The sequence below is a fragment of the Aminobacterium mobile DSM 12262 genome (genome assembly GCF_000526395.1).
Lineage (GTDB): Bacteria > Synergistota > Synergistia > Synergistales > Aminobacteriaceae > Aminobacterium > Aminobacterium mobile.
This window is the reverse complement of the sequence record NZ_JAFZ01000001.1, coordinates 762,011-780,285: the sequence shown is the minus strand read 5'-3', so window position 1 is coordinate 780,285 and position 18,275 is coordinate 762,011. Positions and strand designations below refer to the sequence as shown.

The window sequence follows — 18,275 nt, the reverse complement described above, 5'->3', positions numbered from 1 at the left end:
TTCTCCCTTTAGCATAGGGGGTGTTTAGCCTGATACATGTCTCTCCAGTTCAGCGAAAGCATCGTGATTATGAATGCTTTCAGAGCTCACCACTCGTACCCGGTACCAAGAAATTCGAGACTCTGCCTCTAGTTCCAACGCTGTATCACGAAGAACATCCTCTACAAACTTTGCATTCTGGTACGCTTGTTCAGTTACATACTTTTCATCCTCACGCTTCAATAACGAATGGAGAGGCGCAGAACCGCACCTTTCAGCAATTTCTACAAGTTCTTCTATCCATACAAAGTTTTTCATACGCGCCGCTACTTCAATTCGAGCACGTTGGTTATGAGCTCCAAATTCAGAGATTTCCCTCGAACAGGGGCACAAGGTCTGTACAGGCACAATAACAGTAGTGATAAGATCAAAAGATGAATCTTTCTGTGCCCAAAAAATGACATCATAACGAGAATAGCTGGGGATTTTCGTTACAGGTGCATGGCGTCGGATAAAATAAGGGAACTGGAAAGTTATCTCGGCCCGATCGGCACGAAGTGTCTGTCGAAGGTGTTCCGTAATGTGCTCCATTTGAGAAAGAGTCACTTTCCCCTGAAACTCCTCAAGAACTTCAATAAACCGACTCATATGGGTCCCCCTATAATGTTCTGGAAGAGAAACAGCCATAGAAACATTGGCTACTGTATGTTGCTCTTTCTGCTCTCTATCCAAAACAACAATAGGGTATGATAAATCTTTTATTCCTACAAGGTCGATAGGGATACGACGAGAGTCTCGCTCGCTCTGCACATCACGCATAGACATCTTCCTTTCTCAGAATAACGCCACTGGTAGCCGTCTCCCAGACCTCTATCTCAACAAGACAACAATGTGGGTAGCGTAACACTTCCTCTAACTGGTTCCACACCCACAAGGCAATATTTTCTGCCGTAGGCTGAGGAATAAAATCGTTAATATACGAATGATCGAGACGGGAAAGCACTCGTTCCTTAACAAGAGACGAGAGTTCACAAAAATCTATAACCATCCCTTCGTGATCTGGAGTTCCCTCTATAGTCACAACAAGGCGGTATGTATGCCCATGGAGCTTCTCGCACTTCCCTTTATAGTGAACCAAGTTATGAGCTGCATCGAAGGTGAATTCCTTCTTCAGAAACATTGCATCTCCATCTCCTTTCATTCTTCCAAAAAACGAAATATATATTGTTTGATTTTACACCAAAAGTTTCTTCTCTCCCGAAAAAATGAAGTATATGGAATGAAAGGATCCTACCCCTCTTTTTTACGACTCCATTCAAAGGAAACCCCATAAAAACTGCTTCTGACCAACAATATATATGCAAAAAAACTATTTTAAGATCTTTTTAGCAACTATATCTGCATTATAAACATTAATTTTATAAAAACTATTGACGACCACTCCCATAAAGTGCTATAACCTCTCCATTATTTTTTCTATCCGGACATGTTTTTGTTTCTTAAGGAGGAAAGCACATGACATACGATAAGCCACGGGATATTTTTGGAATGTACGTATTTGATCGACGGGCTATGAGAGAACGCCTCCCCCGGGATGTCTACGACGCCCTTATCGCTTCCATTGAGGGGGGACAAAAATTAGATTCAAGCATTGCCGATATGGTCGCTGCCGCCATGAAAGAATGGGCATTATCTAAAGGCGCTACACACTACACGCACTGGTTCCATCCCCGTACAGAATTGACGGCAGAAAAACATACCGCCTTTTTGGTTGCGGACGAAAATGGGCTTCCCATGGAGTCTTTTAAGGGAAAGGAACTTGTACAAAGCGAGCCTGACGCGTCTTCTTTCCCATCAGGAGGAATTCGTTCTACCTTCGAGGCCAGAGGGTACAGCGCCTGGGACCCTACAAGCCCGGCCTTCATTGTAACAAGTAAAAAAGGTGGTACCCTTTGTATTCCGTCAGTATTTATATCCTACGACGGTACGCCATTAGATTTGAAAACTCCCATGATGAAAGCATTGGACGCTGTGGAAACCAGAGCGTTGCGCCTCCTTAAGCTTTTCGGGAATCGGGGACTTAAATGGGCCAAGGTAACTGTAGGGGCTGAGCAAGAATTTTTTCTTATTGACGGAGCAGGGGCAAGAAAACGTCCTGACCTCCAATTCTGCGGTCGAACAATTATAGGCTGCCAACCTCCCAAAGGGCAACAGATGGAGGATCACTATCTGGGAGCTATTCCTCCTCGAGTTCTCTCTTATATGGAAGACGTGGAGAGAGACCTGTATCGTCTCGGTGTCGTTATTACTACCCGCCATAACGAAGCTGCCCCCTGCCAGTTCGAATTTGCACCTCAACATGCGGAAGCAAATTTGTCGTGCGATCAAAATCAGCTTATTATGGAAACATTAAGAAAGATGGCCCGCCGCCATGATCTCATGCTTCTGCTCCACGAAAAACCCTTCGCCGGACTGAACGGGAGTGGAAAACATATAAATTTCTCCATTCAGGATAGTGATGGGAAAAACATCCTGAAGCCATCGTCTAATCAGAGAAGAAACATTCAATTTCTTACATTTCTTTCGGCCTTTCTTCTCGGATTATCACGATACAGTGGCCTGTTGCGAGCCTCTATCGCTTCTCCCGGGAACATGCATCGCCTTGGGGGAAACGAAGCGCCACCTGCAATTATAAGCGCCTATCTGGGCGATACCCTTTCTATGATTTTGGACCGCATCGAACAGGGCTTGCCAGATGCTTTCCCCAGCAAGGGACTTATCGATTTGGGACTCAGCCGTCTGCCTGAAATTACAACAGACAACACTGACCGCAACAGAACGGCTCCCCTTGCTTTCACAGGGAATAAATTTGAATTTCGAGCACCTGGCGCCTCCCAATCTATAGCAGGGCCTCTTACAATGATTTTGGCCATCTGGGCCTGGGGGCTCGACCAAATCTGCTCTATGATCGAGTCGAGAATTGGCAATGGCGATGTGATAGATGCAGCTCTGGAAGCAGTGCGGTATGCGGCTCGGGAAAGCCGTAATATTCGATTTGAAGGGAACGCCTATAGCCAGGAATGGTATGAGGAAGCTCGTAAGAGAGGACTCATTATAGCTCATAACACTCAAGAGGCCCTCGCTCTTTACTTGGTCCCTGAGCATCGCCAGCTTCTCTCAGATCTTCATATTATGAACGATCGTGAAATTACCGCCTATTACGAAATTCGGCTGGAGCAATATGTAAAAACAGTAGAGATCGAGATGGGTATTTTACACTCTATGGTTTGGGAGGGGGTTTTACCCGCCCTTTCAAAGCAACTCGTATTAGAAAGCCAAGCTTTCAGCGCTATCGATCCAAGTCTTATGGATAATGCTGACGAGCCATGGAAAAACTTTATTCGGCGTTTGGGCACTCTCAAAACAGGCCTTCATACGGCAGTAGAGCACTTAGATAATTTAAGGCAAAAAATTCTTTCCATGCCTCTTGAAGAACAAGCTAAAGTGCTGACAGAAGAGGGGCTTCCTCTAGATGCTGCTATCAGAGGGATGTGCGATGCGGCGGAATCCATAACGGCCGGCAGCGTATGGCCATATCCTACATATAGGGAACTTCTCTATATTCCCTAAGAAGAACCTCACAGTTCGAGACACGGCGCCACCTACGGCACCGTGCCCCGAACTGACGGGTGAAGATAGCGAGACAATTCAAATACTAGATCTTTTTTCCCCAGCTTTATACCCCAATCCAAAAGAACCCGAAATTCCTTTACATGAGGTTCCTTTTGAAAGAGGGCATACATCCTATTGAGTCCTTCGGCAAGAAGTTCCGGATCTCGCCCTCCTTCACCGCAGGCAAGGAGAAGATGGGCAAGCTCTTTTTGAGCCAGGGAACGAACCATAAGAGATTGGGAGGCTCTATTCAGGCAATCCATCTGAAGAGCCATGTTTTTTTCTTCAAAAGCCTTTGCTATTAATCTATCACTATAAAGTCCATGCCCCAAAAAGATAAGACCGCCTACAGCCACTCCACTGAACAAGGCCATAATAAAGCGGTTTTTCTCCAGAGAAAAACGAACACAAAATTCTTCCTGTAGAATATCTCTGTTCGCAACTCCTAAAGCCACAGCCAGCCAGACAGCATCCTCAATACGATGAAAGGGACGGGTCCACAAAGCAGTCCCTCCAAAAAGAACCACAAGGGACGAGCCCCATAATGCTTCTAAGGAAAGGGGAGCCTTTTTATAAAGCACAGAAACAAAGTGACAAAACCACCAACAAACGACGGTAAAAAGAAGAGCACCTCCCACAACTCCTGTTTCACATAACCATTGAAGAAATTCATTGTGAGCCCAATATGTATACTGCCATTTCTTCTCTGGATGCTCTTCTAGCATCGCCCCCTGCGCTTTAAGATAGTTCCATTTATAATGTCCCAACCCTACACCGCGAAAGGGATGTTGACGAAACATATACCACGATGTAAGCCAAATGCTGTCTCTTTGCCCCACAGATGTGGGGTTTTCAACTATATCTCTAAATTTATCTTTTAATGTTCCAATGCGCCCTTCATTTAATTCCACAGTGGCTGTCATAATAGCGAAGAAAATCAAAATAATACATAACGCCCTTCGTTTTATATCCTTATTTCCAGAACACCACACCCCTATGCCCATAAACAACAATCCCGATATGATTCCGAAGATAGCGGAACGGCTAGTAGTGTTCCATAGCCCCCACTCTGTTACAGCCAAAAGAAGAATTAGAATGCCGTCTCGTGGTAAATCCCATCCCTTCTTTGAAAAAGCCGGTACGTAGAGAAAAAGGAACATGAGATTCAATGAGCAAATAGCCAACCAGAGGGCAAGCATGTTTTGTTGTCCTGTATTGGCTATGTAATGTCCTGGGGTTTGAAGAATAAAAAAGAAGGGTTTATGTAACGAGTGAATTTGAAGTTCTGCAAAAAAAACACTTACGGCCCCTGCCAAGCCGCTGCTTAAAAAAATCCACGGAAGCCACGTCTCATTAAAAATGTTAAACGTTATGATATAAAGAAGCCATAGGGCGGCAAAGGAAAACCAGGCAAGAAGGTATGTAGACCACGAAGAGATAGGGATCCAAAGGGGCTGGAGGGACAAAAATATAAGAAAAAATGTCGCAATAAGAGAAAAAGAATCCCATAAGAAACCTCTTGCCCTCTCGGCAAAGCTCTTTATAAAAGCAAAGAAAAGCATTATGCAGAGAGGAACAAGAGTTACGACCCACTTCATAGGATGAAGGGTCTGATACCAGAACTCTCCCGAAAAAACCATATTGGGTACTACGAGAAGAATTAAAAAACAACAAAAAGACAAGCCCTCTGTTTTGAACGAGGGCTTGTTCTTGTTATATTCTATAAATCCGTTACTCAGGGAGCCCATGTTCATGTACCTTGTCTTTTTCTGGGACTATATGTCCTTTGAGGTCTACTGTAATTTCAACTATAAGCTCTCTTTGAGCAAGTTCTTTAACTTTCCAGATGACAGGGATCCCTTTGCGCCTATTGCTTTCCACAAGAACAGCCAGATCCTTCAAAAGCTCCCCTGTAGGACCTTCTGGGCCTGTAAAGGAAAGTCCTTTGCTTCGACTCTTTCGAGAAACAGATTCATGATCTTTTGGGCGAAGAGCCTGTTTTTTGTTGCGAACTAACGCTTCCGCTTCTTTCGCATTGAGCTTCTCTTCTGCAATCTGTTGTGCAAGAAGCACCTGCTGTTCAGAAGCCAACCCTACAAGGGATCGAGCCTGCCGTTCTCCAATCTTCCCAAACATAATCATATTCTGCACGCCTTCATCAAGTTTAAGAAGACGAAGTTTGTTCGCTATAGATGACTGGGAACAACCAAGTCTGGAAGCAAGTACAGATTGGTTCCATCCTGTGCGATCTAAAATATTTCGAAGGCACTGGGCTTCTTCTATAGCGGAAAGATTGCTTCTATGGACATTTTCAACGAGAGCCAAGACCTGCTGGTCAGTGGGAGTAATCTGAGTTACTATAGCTGGAATTGTAGAGAGCCCCACTTTTTTGGCAGCCCTCAGACGACGCTCTCCAACTATAAGTTCATATCCCTTATCCACTTCACATACAACAATCGGCTGGATCACACCAAGTTCAGCTATAGACGATGCCAGTTCGTTAAGCTCGTTCTCATCGAAATACAGACGAGGTTGCATAGGGTTAGGCCGAATAAGGTCTACAGGCAATTCACAAAATTTCTTTTCTCCTCCACGAGGCTTTTCTTCATTTTTCCCGCCACGTAACAGTGCTTCGTTGCGAAGGAAATTCATCATACCTGCCATTCCGCTGCTCCTCCACAAATCAGACATAACACAATAACTCTAAATAAAGGTTCGCTCTGCATTAACAAATCGTGTATATTCCTTCAGGAATACTAAGTCCACATCTCCAGTAGGCCCATTACGATGCTTAGCGATACGTACAGTGGCCCGATTATCCTCCTCTTCCGGTGAACCAGCGCTATCATAATACCCCGGCCTATAAAGGAGAAGAACCAGATCCGCATCCTGCTCAATGGCTCCACTATCTCGAAGGTCTGATAGTTGAGGCATTTTATCTGTTCGCTGCTCCACAGCTCTCGAAAGCTGTGAAAGGGCTAGAACAGGTACCTCCAGCTCTCGAGCTACACCCTTCAGAGCTCTGGATATTTCAGCTACCTCCTGCTGTTTACTGTCAATACGCCGGGAAAAGCTCATAAGCTGCAAGTAGTCCACTACTATAAGCCCCACGTTCTCAAAACGAGCTTTAAATCGTCGTGCCCGTGCTCTAAACTCTAAAGTAGACAGCATGGAACTATCGTCTATAAAGATGGGAGCCTGGGTCAGACGCCCGGCAGCATCTGCCAATTTTTCCCAATCGCCATCTGAAAAAGATCCGTTTCGTATATCGTGGATATTCACTTTAGCCTCAGAACCTAGCATTCGCTGCACCAACTGCTCTGCACTCATTTCCAAGCTAAAGATCAAAATGGGGGTTTTTTGCTCCACGCCTCCATGTTGAGCCATATTCAGAGCAAGAGCTGTTTTTCCCATAGAAGGACGGGCTGCAAGAATATTGAGGCTCCCTGGCTGGAGCCCTCCAACCATTCGATCGAATTGATAAAAGCCAGTGCTGTACCCTGTTACATCCTGGTCTGACTTCCGATACTGTTCCTCTATCATTTGGAAGGTCTTGCCCAGAACATCTGAAACAGCCCTGAAATTTGTTCTGTTCCTGTTCTGAGCTATTTCAAAGACAGATTTCTCCGCCTCTTCCAGAATCTCATCAATTTCCAGCTCTTCAGAATAGCCTAGCCGAACTATTTTATTCCCTGCAGAAATGAGCCGACGGTGAATAGATTTATCTTTAACGATAAGAGCATAATATTCAGCATTTGCAGTAGTGGTGACGCCATCTACCAATCCAGCGATAAAGGGTTGTCCCCCTATTTTTTTATCGAACTCCCGTTTGGCAACTTCTTCGAGAAAGGTAAGGGGGTCAACCGGTTTGCCACGCTGAGCCATATCGCAGATAACCTCAAACGCCAATCGGTGCACAAGATCATAAAAATCGTTAGGGACCAAGACCTCCATAACCTGGTTCAATGCTTCCCTGTCTACGAGACAAGCTCCTAAAACAGCACGCTCCGCATCGAGACTTGTAGGGGGTACTCGATCATATATGTTTTCTGCCACCGCTATTCCGCCTCAACTTTTACGGTCATTCGAGCTTCCACTCCTTGATAGAGCTTAACCGTGAAAGAATATTCCCCCGTATTCCGAATGGTTTCATCAAGCTTTATATCTTTTTTATCGATAGAAACCTTTAGTTGTTTTTTTAGTGCCTCTTCTACATGAGCATTTGTAACGCTCCCAAAAAGCTTTCCTGACTCACCTGCACTCGCTTTAACTACTACCTGTTTCCCCTGCAAGTGACGACTCATCTCCTGAGCCTCCGCCAGCATCTTCTCTTCTTTCTTTTCCCGAGCCTTCATATCTTGCTTCCATTCGCTCAGCCTCGAAGGAGTCGCTTCTTCCGCCAAACCTCGTGGGATCAAGTAGTTTCGGCTATATCCGTCAGATACCTCTATAAGATCTCCTTTATTTCCTAATTTCGCTATATCCTGTTTTAGGATTACTTTCATTGCTACTCCCTCCTGATTCGTGACCTGAAATCAAACCACATATCCCCTATCCCTATACCCAAAGCAACTGTGGAAAGGAAAGGGATGAACATCACAAATATTATAACAATCCATCGAAGAACTTTCCCTACACCTCTCAAAGAAAGATAATACCAGATAGCAGATAGGCCCTGGAGCAAGAAAAGCATGTTGACAAGAAGTTTAAGGTTCATTCCCACTCGAAAAACGAGACTCGATTGTCCAAGCTGTATCCCAACTAAAGAGAACACAATGGAGACTACAAAAGCCCAGAATATACTTTTAGGGAACCGCCACTGATCAAAAGAAGGAAGAGATGGTAACGTACCGCTGCCGATGCGGTGGATCACAGCTCGACTAATAACATAGCTTAAGTAGCAATCGACAGAAGCAGCTAAAGTCAGTATGGCGGGGAACACCATGGGCAACATTTTCAATGTTACCATCATTTGTTGTTTCATAGATTCTATGGTCTCAGGAGATAATCCTTTCCCAGCATAAAATTCAAAAACCTTATTCATGGTGTTTTCTATCTCTACAGGGTCGATAGAAAAGGGGTTCATACCCATAACCTTACTCGCCACAACCATAAGCACCAGTTTACTGCCAAGAGAGATAAGGATTCCATATAGAAGTATCTCCACTCCGTGATCCAATCTCTTCGACAAATATCCTAAACCGATTCCTAATATTCCAAAACCTAAAATAAAAAAGAGCGCTCCTATAGGGCCCATAAAAAACATTATTAAAACTGCCGCTACACCTGCTCCGAGAATAGACTTCTTCAGATCATGCCGCAACCCCATAACAACTAGAGGTGCTGGGCAGAGAAAGGAAAAAGCAATACCTACAACTGGTAAAAACTGAGCCGCTAAAAAAAGAACTACCGCCAGTCCCACGAGGAGAGAAGATTCGACAAGACTTCTCGTTGGCGTCACATGTGAACATCCTTTCCTGCACAGGTTGTGCCGAAAAAACAGGGGGAGAAGCCGTAGCCACTCCCCCTGTACTCATACATACCTATTTCAACAGCTAGAGCCTATTCTACAGAGTAAGGCAGAAGCGCCATATAACGAGCTCTCTTTATAGCCCTTGTCAGCTGGCGCTGATGTTTGGCGCAATTCCCCGTTACCCGTCTAGGCATAATTTTACCTCGCTCGCTTACATATTTCCGTAAACGCTCTATATCTTTATAATCTACGTTGTCGAGTTTATCGACACAGTAAAAACAAACTTTAGGCCGTCTCTTGCCACCCCGTCTAGGGGCGCCGCCCCCTCTCTGTCCTCTTGAGGGGCCATTATTCTCAGCCATGAATGTACCTCCTCCCTAAAAAGGAATGTCTGCTTCTTCTCCAGCTTCAGAATCTCCCATTTCGGAGATATCCAGAGGAAATTCCTCACCATCGAACCCCTTATCCCGGATGCTGCCAAAATCATCGCTGCCTCCGCTGTAGGGGCTTTCTTTCACATCTTCATCATCTCGCGAGGCGCTGCCCAGGAAAGTTACCGACGAAGCTATCACTTCCGTGATCCAACGACGCTCTCCCGATTTATCTTCGTAGCTTCGGACCTGCATCCGCCCTTCGACGAGGACCGGACGCCCCTTCCGGAGATATCTCTCGCAATTTTCAGCCTGATTCCCCCACACGACAATGGGAATAAAATCTGTCTGATTCTGCAATTCTCCGTTTCGCCCTTTCCACTGGCGTCCTACAGCTACTGTCAACCTGGCTACTGCTTGCTTTGATGCCGTATATCGTATTTCAGGGTCTCTCGCCAGGTTCCCCATGAGAATGACTTTATTAAATCCTCTGGCCAAAAGATCTCCTCCTTACTCTTCGTCAAGACGGACGATCATCTGCCGATATACATTAGGCCGTAAACTCATAAGACGTTCAAGCTCTTCAATCTCATCAGAATCGAGCTTAAATGTCATCACTGCGTAAAAACCTTCGGTGTGCTTATCGATAGGATAAGCCAGCTTTCTCTTCCCCCATATATCGGTTTTAGAGTGCTCTCCACCAAGGCTCCGCACGACCTCCTCGATCTTACCGATCTCTTCCTTTGGATCTTCCAGTTCAGAACTTACTAGAACCATCATTTCGTAGGGTCGCACGTTCTTCACCTCCTCCCTTTGGACATTATGGTCTCTTTTCTACGAAAGAGACAGGGAAACATTCGAGTATTATACGCTACTGTTGTTTTTGCGGCAAGACATCGTCCGACGTTACAACAATACGATAGATGCGTTCCCCCGGAAAAACAAGATTATATTGATCTCTTGCGAGATGGGCCAATCCTTCCGGTGTTTTGTAAAAGTCTATCTTCTCCTGATATTCTTGAAGTTTGCGGGAGAGAGACGTTAAGCGAACCATACGAGAGTCCACCATCTCGGATAGTCGATGTATCTCTCGAAACTCGAAGACATATGCTGTCCCCATAATGGCCACAATAAGCCCCAGCATTACTGCAAGGAAGACCCACCGAAGCCGAGGCATACCGCACTACATCCTTTCAGGAGCCCGCACACCCAAGAGAGAGAGAGATCGAGACAAAACTGTCTTTGAGGCTTGAACGAGTAGGAGCCTCATATTCATTACTGGTAAACGTTCTCCAAGTATACGATTGGCATTATAAAAAGAGTGAAAATCTCCAGCCAAGTCGTAAGCATAATTAACAATAAGATAGGGAGCCCGCTCCAAAGCGGCTTTCTCCACTTCCTGAGGGAAAAGAGAGAGCCTGTTCACCAACTTTTTCTCCTCTTCAGCAAGGAGAAGTGACGGATCCAGGGCTTCCATTCCAGGGATAGCTATCCCACGAGTTTCAGCTTCTTTCAAGACGCTACAGATTCTGGCATGAGCATACTGCACATAATATACTGGATTTTCATTAGAAGACTGTTTGGCTAACTCCAAATCAAAGTCGAGATGGCTATCACTTCGTCGCATTACAAAGAAATATCGAGTTGCATCGACCCCTACTTCATCCATCACGTCCCGTAGAGTAACGAATTGCCCCGAGCGGGTGGACATGGCAACTTGCTCTCCGCTTCGAAGGAGGTTCACAAACTGAATGAGCACTATTTCAAGGCTGTCTCGCTCTTTTCCAAGAGCTTCTATGCCCGCTTTCATACGGGGCACATAGCCATGATGGTCTGCACCCCAAATATCGATGACTCTTTGGAATCCCCGACTAAATTTCTCCATATGATATGTAATATCAGACGCAAAATATGTAGGGACACCGTTGGTACGGATAAGGACACGATCCTTTTCGTCGCCAAAAGCCGTTGCCTTAAACCAGAGAGCTCCGTCTTCTTCGTAAGCATAGCCCCGTGCTTTAAGGGTTTCCATTGCTTGAGGCACAAGATCTCGTTCGTAAAGACTCTTTTCGGAGAACCAGACATTAAAACGAACCCCGAAATCAGAGAGATCTTTTTTTATTCCCTCTAAAATTCGGCCTGCTGCGTAACGCTGGAAGAAGGGCAGGCTTTCCTCCAAAGGTTTTTTAAGAAAGACATCGCCTTCCCTGTCGATAATCTCTTGAGCGATATCGTATATATAATCACCTTTATAGGCATCCTCTGGGAAAGGCGCCATCTCCCCCTGGCCTAAAAGCTCAAAATATCGGGATTGGGCGGAACGCCCCAATATCTGCATTTGAAGCCCTGCATCGTTAATATAGTATTCTTTTTCTACTTCCCAGCCAGCAAAGCCCATAATTCTGGCAATAATGTCACCAACAGCCGCCCCACGGCCATGACCAACATGAAGAGGTCCGGTAGGGTTTGCACTTACGAACTCTATCTGTACTTTTTCTCCCCCTCCAAGATTGGAACGGCCATATTCATCGCCTTCTTCTATAATAGTCCGCACGGCTTCCCCCATCCATTTCTGGGAAAGGCGGAAATTGATAAATCCTGGCCCTGCTATCTCCACAGACGTAAAATAATCACAATCGGCAAGGCGGGCCACCAAATCTTCTGCCAATTTTCTGGGTTTTTCCTTGAACACCCTGGCAAGTTGCATGGCAATATTTGTAGCCCAGTCGCCATGTTCTGCTTTTTTAGGCTTTTCGATAACATACTCCGGTAATTCTTCTGTTGGTATTCCCCGTTCCTCCGCAGCTGACTGAACTGCATTATCCAAAAGACCGCGAAGGGTCTGTAACACATCGGCCATTTGTACACCTCCAAGATCTTTACTTGGCACGCAGAGGCAGTGTTTTTGCGTTAAAGTCGGCGAACCGACGAACAGATTCATTCAAAGCCGACGCTATGGACTCATCAATACGATCCACAGACACAACAACCTTCGCGCTACCGCTAATAAGATTTTTTCTCTGTCGATAGTCTATTTTTTCATAATACTTCACCTTTCCCATATCCCTACTCGCTGTTCCAGGCAACATCACCACGTCCATAGTGGAGGGAATGCGAAGATCGTACTCCATTTCCACAGCAAAAGGGAATCTCAGCGAATAGGGAGGACGAACTCCACCTATTTCTTTGAGACACATAGGGAAAAAAGAGGGCAATTTTACCAGCATCTGCTGTCCTGTAGCTCCAGTAATGGCTCCTAATATCTCTATAGGGAAGGAGATTTCATACCCATATTTCAATTGACGGATCTCCGCTTTCTTCCCGTCAAAAGGAACACCTGTACAGGCGGATAATACATCTGCAGCTTTCGGACCGTCAGGAATATCCCCGCCAAAGAAAAGTCCCGTCCATCCATTCCTGACAAAAAAGGAGACTTTCCCCGAAAGAACTCCCGACTCATTCAGAGTCATATTCCATCGAAGAGAAAGGCGATGATCAGCAGCTCCGCCGCCCTGTATAACATCTGTTTTTATTTCTTGATCTACAAGTCCATACACCCGATTCCCCCAAAGAGCCGGGGGAGTTTCTCCAAGAGGAATACCTTGCTCCAAATCGAAAAAGAATACTCCTGCCCCAGGGTACGAAGCTTCTATAACAGGCTTCAGCAGAAGGCCTTTAGTTACAGGGGTATCACCGGCTATTTCCGTAGCCGTAACCCACTTAATTCGCGTCTGCCATCCCGCTAAAGGAAGCCACCGAGACAGTACTATTGTTTTTTCCCAATCAGACCATGGACCTTCAGCAGGGATAGAAGATCTCAATGCCTGAGCAGGGACAGACACTGGGAAGGAAGGAATATTTTTTACATATCGTATAATTTCATTCCCAGCCTTTACTTTATTTGCATTTTTTGCTGACGTGGAAACAGCTTCTGGCGCATTTGGGGTAGAAACACCTTCCATTGCCTTGAGCAGACGATAGAAGGAATCCCTCCCTTGTTGCAAACTAAAAGCTATAAAGGGTTCAAAAGAGCTCAGGAGCGAGCGTCCAGACCATGTGGGATGGTTGACCACTAACCATTTATACTGATCTCGCCCTCCTACTTTTTCCACCGACGGCTCTATCCCTTCACTTGATATCCACGCCAAGTTGGCCCCCGACGGAACATCCACAGAGATACGCTGTTCCCACTGAGGCAAATCCAGCCCTGTCTTAATATACCCATCCACACCCACTTTCCCTGGGGAAAGGACTTTATAAGAAAGGGCAAGAATCATTTCATCTCGCACAGGGAATTGCACCTGGCATATCTTATTCTCGCCAACTTCTAAAAAAGAAGTATCGGCTTCTAATTCTTTCAGGCCAGTACCTGGATCATATATATCTGCTGCTATAACATCCACGTTTCCACCTTCAGGGACAGGAATAGCCCAATTCAACCATCGCGGATCAACAGAACTTCGGGCCAAGATGACCCAAGTAACAGTACTTTCCATACTTCCATCAGCTAAAAGAGCGTACTGGTGATCTTTCAGCCAAACAATGCCGGAGGCATTCCCGTATAGGGAAAAACCCGGCGCTTCCTGTATCATCCGTTGGATATCAAAATCTTGCGCAGCATGCGCCACTCTCACTTCGCTTGTTCCACCAAAAAGCAAACAGGAGATGACAACACAAAGGGCTATTTTACGAAAACGTAGGCCCATATTTTTACCTCCTCGTTTTTAAGCGTTTTTACCACAACAATGTTTATACTTCTTGCCACTCCCACAAGGGCAGGGATCGTTTCGACCTACTTTAGGCCCCTTCCTTATTGGCTGTGGTTTTTCATCTCCAAAACGCTCTGAGTGAACATCTTCACCGGAAGCAAAAGGCAAAGCAAAATCCCGGCTTTCTCTCACTCCCTGACGATCTGAAGCTCTACGAACATCTTGTGACACAACTGTCACTCGGAAGGCCAGCTCCGCAACAGATTCGCGAACTCTCTCCATCATGGCCTGGAAAAGGTTATACGACTCGAACTGATATTCGAGAAGGGGATCTTTTTGCCCAATAGCCCGCAGACCTATCCCTCGTCGAAGCTCGTCCATGGCCAAAAGATGATCCTTCCAACTCGTATCAAGAGTATGGAGAACAACAAAGCGCATGAGTTCATCAGCAATAGCTGTTCCCAACGTCTCCATTTTTTCATGGAAACGTTTCCCGATTTCTTTTTTAAGCTTTTCCACAGCTTCAGGCAAAAGCCGACGACTGTCTACTCCCTCAAGGAATATATCGAGCCCGGCTCCAAAGAGAGAACGAAGTTTAGATGCCGCTCTCTGAGGTTCCGCTTCCCCCTCCTCAGGGAAATAATGGTCAAGAACGTCATCCACAACACCAGAGATGACCTCCCATGTATGCTCTATAATATTTTCATCTTCCAAAATCAGGCGTCGCTCATTATAGACAGCTTCGCGTTGCTGGTTCATGACATTATCGTAAGCTAAAAGCTGTCTTCGAATATCAAAGTGCATCTCCTCTACTTTTTTCTGGGCTGATTCTATAGCTTTGGTGAGAAGGTTGTGTTCTATGGCTTCCCCTTCCTCCATGCCTAACTTCTCCATAAGCCCCTGGATACGATCTGATCCGAAAAGTCTTAAAAGATCGTCTTCCAATGAAAGATAGAAACGGCTTGATCCAGGATCCCCCTGTCTTCCAGATCGGCCACGAAGCTGATTATCAATTCGACGAGATTCATGCCGCTCTGTTCCAATAATTTTCAGCCCTCCGTACGTTAACACTTCCTCTCTCTCTTTGGAACATTGCTCTCGAAACTCTTCCAGCAGTTCCTTATAACGCTCCGGATTATTCATTTCGTCCTTTTCTTCTCTTCTAAGTGCCTCTTTTGCCAAAAACTCCGGGTTACCCCCGAGCACTATGTCTGTTCCTCGTCCTGCCATATTGGTAGCTACAGTAACAGATCCCAAACGGCCTGCCTGAGCTACTATCTGAGCTTCTTTTTCATGATATTTTGCGTTCAAAACTTGATGAGGTATTTTCCTCGCCTTGAGTAGTTTGCTGACACGCTCAGAATTATCAATAGACGTGGTTCCTACAAGGACAGGCTCTCCTGTTGCATATGTCTCAGCAACTTCATCTGCTACCGCATGGAATTTCTCAACTGTCGTACGGTAAATTACATCGGCAAGATCTTCTCGAATCATGGGTTTATTTGTAGGAACAACGATGACTTCAAGACCATAAATTTCTTTGAATTCTTCCGATTCCGTTACTGCCGTACCAGTCATGCCTGCCAGTTTTCGATACATACGGAAATAATTCTGAAGAGTGATAGTAGCTAACGTCTGGCTCTCTCTGCCAACTTTCACCTTTTCTTTCGCTTCTATAGCCTGATGAAGACCATCGGAATAGCGTCGGCCAACCATAAGACGACCGGTAAATTCGTCTACTATAACGATCTCTCCATCTTTAACAACGTAATGCACGTCCTTTTGGAAGAGAACATGGGCCTTTATAGCCTGAACTATACGATGGGCCAAATCGGAGCGAGCGGCATCAGAGAAAAGCCCCGGCATTTTCAGAAGGTGTTCGCACCGAGCTATTCCTTCTTCGGTAATCGATACGTTCCGCTCCTTCTCATCTTTCTCAAAATCCTTGCCCTCTCGAAGCTGACGAGCAATCTGATCCGCTGTAGCGTACATTTCCACGTTGTCTTCAGAAGGGCCAGAAATAATGAGAGGAGTACGAGCTTCATCTATAAGAATAGAGTCCACTTCGTCGACGATGCAGTAGTAATGGCCTCTCTGAACAAGTTGCTCACGAGAGACAGCCATATTGTCTCGCAAATAATCGAAACCAAATTCGCTGTTCGTTCCATAGGCTATATCAGCAAGATATGCTTTTTTACGTTCTTCCTGATCCATATATGCATATATAACCCCAACAGAAAGGCCCAGGAATTTATAAATAGGCCCCATCCACTCAGCGTCACGTTGTGCCAAGTAATCGTTCACAGTCACAACATGCACGCCCTTACCTGATAGCGCATTAAGAACAACCGCTAAGGTCGCTACCAGCGTTTTGCCTTCCCCCGTCTTCATTTCTGTAATTTTCCCTTCATGAAGAGCAACTCCGCCCATAAGCTGAACATCAAAATGGCGAAGTCCCAAGGTTCGGCGGGATACCTCTCTAACGAGGGCAAAAACTTCAACTAAAAGGTCATCAGGGCTTTCTCCTGATGCTATTCGCTGTCTGAAATCAGAAACCAGAGACTGTAACTCCACGTCTTTCCTGGCCATCATTTCCGGTTCCAGACCGTTGATTTCGCCGACGATCTGGCGATACCGCTTCAACGCGCGTTCGTTAGGGTCAAGCCCAAGAGCGCGCTTAAGGCCATTGAACATATATTTCACCTCTGCTAAAAAAGTGGTCGTTGTTCCACGAAAAAGTATTATATGCTTAAAAGAAGGGATGGGTCAAAAGTATTTTCGCTGATGCAAAACAGGGCGGTGATCTTCCAGATCCCGCCCTGTTTTTTCTATTCCATTCCCACCATCATAAGAGCAAAAACTTTCGTCTCGTTGAGCAAGTGTTCTATCTCGCAATATTCATTAGGCATATGAGCTACATCTGCTTCATGCGCCCACACTACAGCCGGGATACCTTCCTTTCTGAAAAAAGCAGCGCACGTACCGCCGCCAACACCACCAATCACTGGTTCAAAACCATATACTTCACGTAAAGAAGACTCTAGCAAACGTACCACTGGAGCATCTGAGGGGGTAGGTAACGTAGAATCAGTACGTTGTAGAATTGAAAAAGAGATACTGCCACCTTCCGCCCGCTCAACCTGGTTTTTGACCTGAGACACAACATTCAGAACAGCATCTACATTCACAGATGGTAATATACGGCAGTCAAAGCAGAAAGTTTCCTTCCCTGGGATAGTGTTTACATTCCCTACATTACTATTGCGCCGTGTAGGTTCAAAGGTAGAGACTGAAGGATTAAAAAGGCTATCCTTATCAGGGAAGGCCCCATGAAGAGCTCGATCTAATTCTACAGCAAATACGTTGGCAATCCGACATGCATTGAGCCCCAAATCAGGACGACTGGCATGAACCTGCTCTCCTTCAACAGAAAACTCTAGCCATAAAATACTCTTCTCTGCAACCTCTATAAAATCCCCTTTATCATTACCCCCATCGGGGACAACAATACAATCATCCTTTTGAAAAATGCCTTCTTGAATCAAATGTTGAATCCCATATACACTGCCAACTTCCTCATCCGCAACAAAACAAAGGCAAACTTCATACTTTGGCTGGATACCTCGTTTGGTCAGAAGAGATGCAGCGTAAAGGCTTGCTATAAGTTCCTGCCCATTATCATTACTGCCCCGACCATAAACCCGGCCATCTTTTACTACAGCCGTGAAGGGATCTGTATGCCACAACGCCAAATCTCCTTCTGGAACCACATCCATGTGAGAAATAATCCATAAGCGTTTTGAAGTTGCGCCAGGGAGCCTAACAATCAAATTGGGACGGTATCCTTCAGGAGCTTTTTCATCGGGAGCATTATGCCATTCCGCCTGAGGCAAACCTAGTTTTTCGACGAGCTGGGCTATATATTGAGCTTTTTTTACCTCCCCAGTCCCTCCTTCGTGAGGAGAAACTGAAGGATAATGTACCAGAGCAGCTACGCTTTGTACTATCTCGTCTTTCTGGTCATCCACCCATTGCATTATTTGTGTTTTCATACCCAAACGCCACCTTTAT

General features: G+C 45.5%; 16 protein-coding genes. 1 reads left to right on the top strand and 15 read right to left on the bottom strand.

Annotation, left to right across the window (positions count from 1 at the left end; all coding sequences use genetic code 11):
* Positions 1-24: 24 nt before the first annotated feature.
* The gene (folE2, locus tag K360_RS0103735; protein WP_024821850.1) at positions 25-798 is read right to left on the bottom strand and encodes a GTP cyclohydrolase FolE2; all 774 of its coding nucleotides are present in this window, start codon (positions 796-798) and stop codon (positions 25-27) included.
* Entirely contained in the window at positions 791-1,159 is a 369-nt protein-coding gene (gene queD, locus K360_RS0103730) for a 6-carboxytetrahydropterin synthase QueD (protein ID WP_024821849.1), read from the bottom strand. The genes folE2 and queD overlap by 8 nt, the downstream gene beginning before the upstream one ends.
* 335 nt (positions 1,160-1,494) lie before the next feature.
* Between queD and K360_RS0103725 the strand changes: the two genes are divergently transcribed.
* Positions 1,495-3,609: a glutamine synthetase III family protein gene (locus tag K360_RS0103725; RefSeq protein WP_024821848.1), complete on the top strand. Its 2,115-nt coding sequence runs from the start codon at positions 1,495-1,497 to the stop codon at positions 3,607-3,609.
* A gap of 32 nt (positions 3,610-3,641) precedes the next feature.
* Here the strand turns inward: K360_RS0103725 and K360_RS0103720 are convergent, their stop codons facing one another.
* The 13 genes from K360_RS0103720 to K360_RS0103660 form a co-directional block, all read right to left on the bottom strand.
* The gene (locus K360_RS0103720; RefSeq protein ID WP_169728659.1) at positions 3,642-5,333 is read right to left on the bottom strand and encodes an O-antigen ligase family protein; all 1,692 of its coding nucleotides are present in this window, start codon (positions 5,331-5,333) and stop codon (positions 3,642-3,644) included.
* 49 nt (positions 5,334-5,382) lie between these two features.
* Entirely contained in the window at positions 5,383-6,342 is a 960-nt protein-coding gene (locus K360_RS10455) for a ParB/RepB/Spo0J family partition protein (protein ID WP_084043862.1), read from the bottom strand.
* 12 nt (positions 6,343-6,354) lie between these two features.
* On the bottom strand, positions 6,355-7,707 hold the full coding sequence (dnaB, locus tag K360_RS0103710) for a replicative DNA helicase (RefSeq protein ID WP_024821845.1): 1,353 nt from the start codon (positions 7,705-7,707) through the stop codon (positions 6,355-6,357).
* Between the two features lie 2 nt (positions 7,708-7,709).
* A complete protein-coding gene (gene rplI / locus K360_RS0103705) occupies positions 7,710-8,156 on the bottom strand; it encodes a 50S ribosomal protein L9 (RefSeq protein ID WP_024821844.1) in 447 nt (148 codons plus the stop codon).
* Positions 8,157-8,158: 2 nt separating this feature from the next.
* Complete coding sequence (locus tag K360_RS0103700; RefSeq protein WP_024821843.1) at positions 8,159-9,112, bottom strand: YybS family protein; 954 nt, start codon at positions 9,110-9,112, stop codon at positions 8,159-8,161.
* 101 nt (positions 9,113-9,213) lie between these two features.
* Positions 9,214-9,486, bottom strand: coding sequence for a 30S ribosomal protein S18 (rpsR, locus tag K360_RS0103695; protein ID WP_024821842.1), 273 nt, complete (start codon positions 9,484-9,486; stop codon positions 9,214-9,216).
* A gap of 15 nt (positions 9,487-9,501) precedes the next feature.
* Positions 9,502-9,993 (bottom strand): single-stranded DNA-binding protein, encoded by a 492-nt coding sequence (locus K360_RS0103690; protein WP_024821841.1) that lies wholly within the window; start codon positions 9,991-9,993, stop codon positions 9,502-9,504.
* Positions 9,994-10,005: 12 nt separating this feature from the next.
* Positions 10,006-10,290, bottom strand: a complete 285-nt coding sequence (gene rpsF / locus K360_RS0103685) for a 30S ribosomal protein S6 (RefSeq protein ID WP_024821840.1) — start codon at positions 10,288-10,290, stop codon at positions 10,006-10,008.
* Between the two features lie 76 nt (positions 10,291-10,366).
* Positions 10,367-10,672, bottom strand: coding sequence for an FtsB family cell division protein (locus tag K360_RS0103680; protein ID WP_024821839.1), 306 nt, complete (start codon positions 10,670-10,672; stop codon positions 10,367-10,369).
* A 6-nt stretch (positions 10,673-10,678) separates the two neighbouring features.
* Positions 10,679-12,355 carry an arginine--tRNA ligase gene (gene argS, locus K360_RS0103675; RefSeq protein WP_024821838.1) on the bottom strand — a complete coding sequence of 559 codons (1,677 nt, stop codon included), beginning with the start codon at positions 12,353-12,355 and terminating at the stop codon, positions 10,679-10,681.
* Between the two features lie 19 nt (positions 12,356-12,374).
* A complete protein-coding gene (locus K360_RS0103670; RefSeq protein ID WP_024821837.1) occupies positions 12,375-14,201 on the bottom strand; it encodes a hypothetical protein in 1,827 nt (608 codons plus the stop codon).
* An 18-nt stretch (positions 14,202-14,219) separates the two neighbouring features.
* Positions 14,220-16,898 (bottom strand): preprotein translocase subunit SecA, encoded by a 2,679-nt coding sequence (secA, locus tag K360_RS0103665; protein ID WP_024821836.1) that lies wholly within the window; start codon positions 16,896-16,898, stop codon positions 14,220-14,222.
* Positions 16,899-17,032: 134 nt separating this feature from the next.
* Positions 17,033-18,256 carry a M20 family metallo-hydrolase gene (locus K360_RS0103660; RefSeq protein WP_024821835.1) on the bottom strand — a complete coding sequence of 408 codons (1,224 nt, stop codon included), beginning with the start codon at positions 18,254-18,256 and terminating at the stop codon, positions 17,033-17,035.
* Positions 18,257-18,275: the final 19 nt, after the last annotated feature.

Coding starts and splice junctions, on each gene's coding strand:
- folE2 (WP_024821850.1), bottom strand. CDS start 798: ATGCGTGATGTGCAGAGCGAGCGAGACTCTCGTCGTATCCCTATCGAC.
- queD (WP_024821849.1), bottom strand. CDS start 1,159: ATGTTTCTGAAGAAGGAATTCACCTTCGATGCAGCTCATAACTTGGTT.
- K360_RS0103725 (WP_024821848.1), top strand. CDS start 1,495: ATGACATACGATAAGCCACGGGATATTTTTGGAATGTACGTATTTGAT.
- K360_RS10455 (WP_084043862.1), bottom strand. CDS start 6,342: ATGTCTGATTTGTGGAGGAGCAGCGGAATGGCAGGTATGATGAATTTC.
- rplI (WP_024821844.1), bottom strand. CDS start 8,156: ATGAAAGTAATCCTAAAACAGGATATAGCGAAATTAGGAAATAAAGGA.
- rpsR (WP_024821842.1), bottom strand. CDS start 9,486: ATGGCTGAGAATAATGGCCCCTCAAGAGGACAGAGAGGGGGCGGCGCC.
- K360_RS0103680 (WP_024821839.1), bottom strand. CDS start 10,672: ATGCCTCGGCTTCGGTGGGTCTTCCTTGCAGTAATGCTGGGGCTTATT.
- argS (WP_024821838.1), bottom strand. CDS start 12,355: ATGGCCGATGTGTTACAGACCCTTCGCGGTCTTTTGGATAATGCAGTT.
- K360_RS0103670 (WP_024821837.1), bottom strand. CDS start 14,201: ATGGGCCTACGTTTTCGTAAAATAGCCCTTTGTGTTGTCATCTCCTGT.
- secA (WP_024821836.1), bottom strand. CDS start 16,898: ATGTTCAATGGCCTTAAGCGCGCTCTTGGGCTTGACCCTAACGAACGC.
- K360_RS0103660 (WP_024821835.1), bottom strand. CDS start 18,256: ATGAAAACACAAATAATGCAATGGGTGGATGACCAGAAAGACGAGATA.